The sequence below is a fragment of the Phenylobacterium sp. genome (assembly GCF_030654915.1).
GTDB lineage: Bacteria > Pseudomonadota > Alphaproteobacteria > Caulobacterales > Caulobacteraceae > Phenylobacterium.
The window spans coordinates 1-6,134 of record NZ_JAURWM010000127.1 but is presented as its reverse complement, the minus strand read 5'-3'; the positions used below and the strand labels follow the sequence as shown (position 1 = coordinate 6,134).

The following is a 6,134-nucleotide window of genomic DNA, read 5'->3' as shown; positions in this document are numbered from 1 at the left end:
CCTGATGGCCGGCGACATCGGTCGCATCGAAATCCTGCGCGGCGCCCAGTCGACCCTGTGGGGCAGCCAGGCCATCGGCGGCGTCGTCAACATCATCACCCAGGAGGCGCAGACGCCGTTCGAGGCCAGCGTCACCGCCGAGGGCGGTTCGATGGGCACGGGCTATCTGCGCGCCGCGGCCGGCGGCAAGACCGACCGCGTCACCTGGCGTCTGGCCGGCGGACGTTATGAAACCGACGGCGTCTCCTCCTACCGCCTCGGCAAGGAGAAAGACGGCTATGAGAACACCGGCTTCAGCGGCCGGGCGGTCGTCCGCGCCACCGACGCGGTATCGATCGACCTGCGCGGCGTCTACTCCAAGGGCAAGAACAACTTCGACGGCTTCCCGCCTCCGAACTATGTCTTCGGCGACACCCCGGAATACGGCGAGACCGAAGAGTTCGTCGGCTACGCCGCGCTCAACTTCGACCTGTTCGAAGGCGCCCTGCAGAACCGCATCGCCTATGGCTACACCCGCACCGACCGCCAGAACTTCAATCCCGACCAGGCGGTGACCGACGTCACCTTCGACGCGCGGGGCGAGAACAAGCGCTGGGAGTACCAGGGCGTCTGGACGATCAACGACGCCTGGACCGCCACCTTCGGCGGCGAGATCGAGGATTCCAAGATGCGCACGGCCTCGCCGAGCGCTTTTGATCCGAGCCCGGCCGCGACCCACGCCAAGGCCGGGATCGACGGGATCTACGCCCAGGTCCAGGGCGAGATCGTCAGCGGCCTGACCCTGACCGCCGGCCTGCGCCGCGACAGCCACGACACCTTCGGCGACAAGACGCTGGGCCAGCTCGCCGCCGCCTGGTCGCTGAACGACGGGAACACCATCCTGCGCGCCAGCTTCGGTCAGGGATTCAAGGCTCCGACCCTCTACCAACTCTACAGCGAGTACGGGAACACCGCCCTGGCGCCGGAAGAGGCGGACGGCTGGGACGCCGGGATCGAGCAGCGCTTCGCCGACCGGTTCATGGTCCGCGCGACCTATTTCGACCGCGACACCACCAACCAGATCGACTTCGTCTCCTGCACGAGCGTCACCACCAACCCGCTCTGCTTCGTGAACGGGGCCCGCCGCTCGGGCGCCTACGACAATACCGCGCGCACCAAGGCTCACGGCGTCGAGTTGGAAGGTTCGGTCGATCTCGGCCCGCTGCAGGTCCTGGCCAACTACACCTGGACCGACACCGAGAACGACTCGGTCGGCAACGCCAATCGCGGCAAGCAACTGGCTCGCCGGCCCGAGCATCAGGCCAACATCCTGTCCACCTACACCTGGAGCAACGACGCCACCCTGGGCGCGGCGATCCGCTATGTCGGGGCCAGCTTCGACAACGCGGCGAACTCCTACGTCCTGCAGAGCTACACCCTCGTCGACCTGCGGGCCTCCTATCCGGTGAACGAGACCTTCGAGGTCTATGGCCGCGTCGAGAACGCCTTCGACGACAGCTACGAGACCACCCGCAACTACGGTTCGCCGGGGCGTGGAGCCTATGTCGGTGTCCGCGCCAAGTTCTGACCCGAACCTGGAGGACTTCCTCCGTCACGGCGGCCGGCTGGCTGCGGCGCGGCGTGCGTTTCCCGATGCGCCGACGCCGTGGCTGGATCTGTCGACCGGTATCAACCCGCGTCCCTGGAAAGGGGCGCGGGCCACCGCCGTCAGCCTGACGCGGCTGCCCGATCCCGACGAGATCACCGCCCTGGAAGCCGCCGCGGCGGGCGCCTTCGGCGTCTCGCCAGATCGTGTCGCCGCCGTGCCTGGCGCGGAGGCGGCCCTGCGCGCCTTGCCGCGTCTGCTGGGCGCGCGCTCGGTCGCCATCGCCGCCCCGACCTATGGCGGTCATGCCGAGGCCTGGCGCCTGGCCGGCGCCAAGGTTCAGTGCGTGGCGCCGCGCGACCTCGCCGCTGCGGCGAGCGAAGCGGTGGTGGTGGTCAATCCGAACAACCCGAACGGCGCCCGCCACGAGGACTTGGCGGCCGGCGACCGCTGGCTGATCGTCGATGAGTCGTTCGTCGAGACCGCGCCCGAACTCAGCGTCGCGGCCCGCGCCGGCGGCCGGCTGATCGTGCTGCGCTCGTTCGGCAAGTTCTATGGCTTGGCCGGCGTGCGCCTGGGCTTCGTGATCGCCGAGCCAGGGCTGGCCGCGCGGATCGGGGCGCAGTTTGGCGACTGGCCAGTCAGCGCCGAGGCCATCGCCGCCGGCAGGGCCGCCTATGCCGACCATGCTTGGCGCGAGGCCACCGCCGCGCGACTGACCAAGGAAGCCGCCCGGTTGGACGCCCTTTTGGCCGCTAGCGGTTTCGAGATTGTCGGCGGAACCTCGCTGTTCCGGCTAGCCGCCACCCCCGACGCGGCCGGTCGCTTCACCGCCCTGGCGCGGCGCGGCGTGCTGACCAGGCCCTTTTCCGATCAGCCGACCTGGCTCAGGTTCGGCCTGCCAAAATCCAAAGACTGGCCCAGACTGCAATCCGCCCTGGAGGGCTCCTGCCGATGAGCGACCAAGAAGACGTCAAGAACGCCGAGCACAAGGCCGCCATGCAGGCGCTGAAGGCCGAACGCGACGAACTGATGGCCACCAAGACCGACGAGGCGCCGGGCCTGCTGCTGGTCCACACCGGCGACGGCAAGGGCAAGTCTACGGCCGCCTTCGGGATGGTCGCCCGGGCTTTGGGCTGGAACCAGAAGGTCGGCATCGTCCAGTATATCAAGGGCAAGTGGATCACTGGCGAGCGTCAGTTCTTCAAGAAGTTCCCGGGCCAGGTTCGCTACGAGATCATGGGGCAGGGCTTCACCTGGGACACCCAGGATCGCGCCCAGGATATCGCAGCCGCCGAAGCAGCCTGGGCCACCTCGGTCGAGATGCTGCACGATCCCGAGCTGGATCTGGTGATCCTGGACGAGCTGAACATCGCCCTGCGCTACGACTATCTCGACATCGCCAAGGTGGTCGCCGACCTGAACGCCCGGCCGCGCGACAAGCACGTGGTCATCACCGGTCGCAACGCCAAGCCGGAGCTGCTGGCCATCGCCGACCTCGTCACCGAGATGACGCTGGTCAAGCACCCGTTCGAGCAGGGTATCAAGGCCCAGCGCGGGATCGACTTTTGAGCTGGAGGATCACCCGGCGCTCAGTGCTCGCCACGGGCGCGGTGGTGGGGCTCGGCGGGGCTGGGCCAGGCGATCCGCCGGGTCCCGATCCACGGCGCATCGTCTCGCTCAATCCGTGCCTGGATGTGATCCTTGTCCACCTGGCCGACCGCGCTCAGATCGCCGCGCTCAGCCACTATTCGCACGAACCCTCCAGCTCCAGTCTTGGCGAGCTGGGGCGGACTCTTCCGTTCACCTATGAGAGCGCCGAGGAGGTGCTGGCCCTTCGGCCCGACTTGGTGCTGACCGGCCGCCATTCCTCACCGGCCACCCGCGCGGCGCTGAAGCGGCTGCACATTCGCGCCGAGCTGTTCGGCGTACCCAACACGCTTGACGAAAGCCTGGAGCAGGTGCGCCAGGTGGCCCGCGCCGTCCATCGCCCGGCGCGCGGCGAGGCTTTGGTCGCCAAGATCGCGGCGGCCGTCGCCGCCTCCGCCCCGCCGCCGGGCACGCCGAAGCTGACGGCGCTGATCTACCAGTCCGGCGGCTTCGCCTCGGCCCAGGGGACGCTGATGGACGACATGATGCGCCGCGCGGGCTTCGAGAACGCCGCCTCGCGCTATGGCCTCAAGCGCACCGGCAACGTGCCGCTGGAGAACCTCGTCGCCGATCCGCCCGACGTGCTGCTGGCCGGCGAGACAAAGCCTGGCGCCCCGACCTGGGCTGATCGGGTGCTGAACCATCCGGCCCTGTCGCGCGTCGCCCACCGCATGCACCGCGCCAGCTTCCCGCAGCAACTCACCTTCTGCGGCGGGCCGGTGCTGATCCAGACCGCGCAGATGCTGGTCCGCGCCCGGCAAGGCGCACTGGCCGTCCGCGCCCAGGAAGCCCGCGCATGAGCCGCCGCCAGGCCACCATCCTCGCCCTGATCGGGCTGACCGTTCTGCTGTCGATGGTCAGCATGGCCGCCGGCCGCGTCTGGGTGCCGTTCAGCGACTGGCTCGACCGCGGCGATCCGCGCTGGGCGATCATCTTCGAACTGCGCCTGCCGCGCACCATCCTGGCCATCGGCGTCGGCGCGGCGCTCGGCATGTCGGGCGCGGCCATGCAGGGCTACACCCGCAACCCGCTGGCCGACCCCGGCGCGCTCGGCGTCTCCTCGATGGCCGCCCTCGGCGCGGTGCTCACCCTCTATCTGGGGGCCGGCGCGGCCGAGCCCTGGGTGATCGCCGGCGCCGCCATGATCGGCGCCCTGATCGCGGTCATGCTGCTGCTGGCGCTGTCGGGCCAGGCCTCCAGCATCGTCACCTTCATCCTGGCCGGGGTGATCTTGCAGACCATGGCCGGGGCGGGTGTGGCCCTGGCGCTCAGTCTCGCGCCCAATCCCTGGGCGGTGAACGAGATCATCAACTGGCTGATGGGATCGCTGGCCGATCGCAGCCTCGGCGAGGTGCAGATGGCCCTTCCGCTGATCGCGGCGGGCTGCGTGATGCTGATGTTCATCGGCCGGGGGCTGGACGCTTTGACGCTCGGCGAAACCGGCGCCCGCTCGCTTGGCGTCAACATGACCGCCACCCGCTGGATACTGGCTATCGGCGTCGCCCTGACCGCTGGGGCCAGCGTCGCGGTGACCGGCGTGATCGGCTTCGTAGGCCTGATCGTCCCGCATTTGCTGCGACCGTTGGTGGGGGCCAGGCCCGGCGAGCTGCTGATCCCCAGCGCCATCGGCGGGGCGGTGCTGGTGCTTGCAGCCGACATCGCCGTGCGCCTGACCCCGGCCGCCGGCGAGGTGAAGTTGGGCGTCGCCATGGCCGTGCTGGGCGGGCCGTTCTTCTTCGCCCTGCTGCTCTCGCTTCGCCGGAGGATCGCATGAGCACGCTCAGCGCCCACGACATCGAAGTCCGCCTCGGCGGCAAGCTGGTGGTGGCCGGCGTCGCGGCGACCTTCCAGTCCGGCACGGTCACCGCGATCCTGGGCCCGAACGGCGCCGGCAAGTCGACCCTGCTCGCCTGCCTGGCGGGCCTGCGCAAACCGGGCGCCGGCCGCGTCCGTCTCGATGACGCCGACGTGCTGTCGATGCCCGCCCGCGCCCGCGCCCGCCGGATCGGCTTCATTCCGCAGACACCAGAAGTCGCCTGGGCGGTCGAGGCCCGGATCCTGGTCGGCCTCGGGCGCACACCGTTTATCGGCTCCAGCGGACTGTCGCTGGAGGACGCCGCCGCCATCGACCGGGCCATGGACGCGGCCGGCGTCACGGAACTCGCCGACCGCGACGTCACAACGCTTTCGGGCGGCGAGCGCGGACGGGTGCTGATCGCCCGCGCCCTGGCCGGCGATCCCGAGTGGCTGCTGGCCGACGAGCCGCTGACCGGCCTTGATCCCGGCCACCAGCTCGACGCTGGCGATCTCTTCCGCGCCATGGCCCATGAGCAGGGCAGGGGCGTGATCGTCACCCTGCACGACCTGTCGCTGGCCGCTCGCATCGCTGACCGCATCATCGTCATGGCGGCCGGCAAGGTGCTGGCCGACGGACCGCCGGCGCAGGCCCTTTCACCCGAGGTGATGGCCAGCGCCTACGGCGTCCGCGCCCGCGTCATCGAAGGCGCTGGCGGCCCGCTGATCGAGATCGTCGGACGTGGCGGCTGATCCCTGGCTGGTCCTCGCCGCTGCGGCGGTGGAGGGCCTGTTCGGCTATCCGCGCAGGCTGCATGCGGTCGTCCCGCACCCGGTCGCCTGGATCGGTTGGCAGCTCCGCGCGCTGGAGCGGCGACTGAACCACGGCGGCGACCTGCCGCGCCGGGTCGCCGGCCTCGCCACCCTGCTGATCGTCGCCGGATCGGCGGCGGGCGTCGGCCTGTTGCTGGATCATCTGCTCACCGGCTGGGCTGTGATCCTGGCGGCGCTGCTCGGCTCCCTCGGCCTCGCCGCCCGCAGCCTCTACGACCACGTCGCCGCCGTCAGCCGCGCGCTCGGCGAGCCCCTTGAACCTTTCCTCCCC

The 6,134-nt window shown here is 70.1% G+C and carries 7 protein-coding genes; all 7 read left to right on the top strand.

Features of this window, described 5'->3' with window-relative positions:
- Positions 1-1,567 (top strand): TonB-dependent siderophore receptor (locus tag Q7T84_RS06495; protein ID WP_304806944.1); only part of this gene is annotated, 1,567 nt, incomplete at its 5' end.
- Positions 1,548-2,543 carry a threonine-phosphate decarboxylase CobD gene (gene cobD, locus Q7T84_RS06490; RefSeq protein WP_304806942.1) on the top strand — a complete coding sequence of 332 codons (996 nt, stop codon included), beginning with the start codon at positions 1,548-1,550 and terminating at the stop codon, positions 2,541-2,543. The genes Q7T84_RS06495 and cobD, both read left to right, overlap by 20 nt.
- Positions 2,540-3,157: a cob(I)yrinic acid a,c-diamide adenosyltransferase gene (gene cobO, locus Q7T84_RS06485; protein WP_304806941.1), complete on the top strand. Its 618-nt coding sequence runs from the start codon at positions 2,540-2,542 to the stop codon at positions 3,155-3,157. Before cobD ends, cobO begins: the two co-directional genes overlap by 4 nt.
- Positions 3,154-4,035 (top strand): ABC transporter substrate-binding protein, encoded by an 882-nt coding sequence (locus Q7T84_RS06480; protein WP_304806940.1) that lies wholly within the window; start codon positions 3,154-3,156, stop codon positions 4,033-4,035. The genes cobO and Q7T84_RS06480 overlap by 4 nt, the downstream gene beginning before the upstream one ends.
- Positions 4,032-5,009, top strand: a complete 978-nt coding sequence (locus tag Q7T84_RS06475) for an iron ABC transporter permease (protein ID WP_304806939.1) — start codon at positions 4,032-4,034, stop codon at positions 5,007-5,009. Before Q7T84_RS06480 ends, Q7T84_RS06475 begins: the two co-directional genes overlap by 4 nt.
- Complete coding sequence (locus Q7T84_RS06470; protein ID WP_304806938.1) at positions 5,006-5,782, top strand: ABC transporter ATP-binding protein; 777 nt, start codon at positions 5,006-5,008, stop codon at positions 5,780-5,782. Before Q7T84_RS06475 ends, Q7T84_RS06470 begins: the two co-directional genes overlap by 4 nt.
- A partial coding sequence (locus tag Q7T84_RS06465; RefSeq protein ID WP_304806936.1) for a cobalamin biosynthesis protein occupies positions 5,772-6,134 on the top strand: 363 nt, incomplete at its 3' end. The genes Q7T84_RS06470 and Q7T84_RS06465, both read left to right, overlap by 11 nt.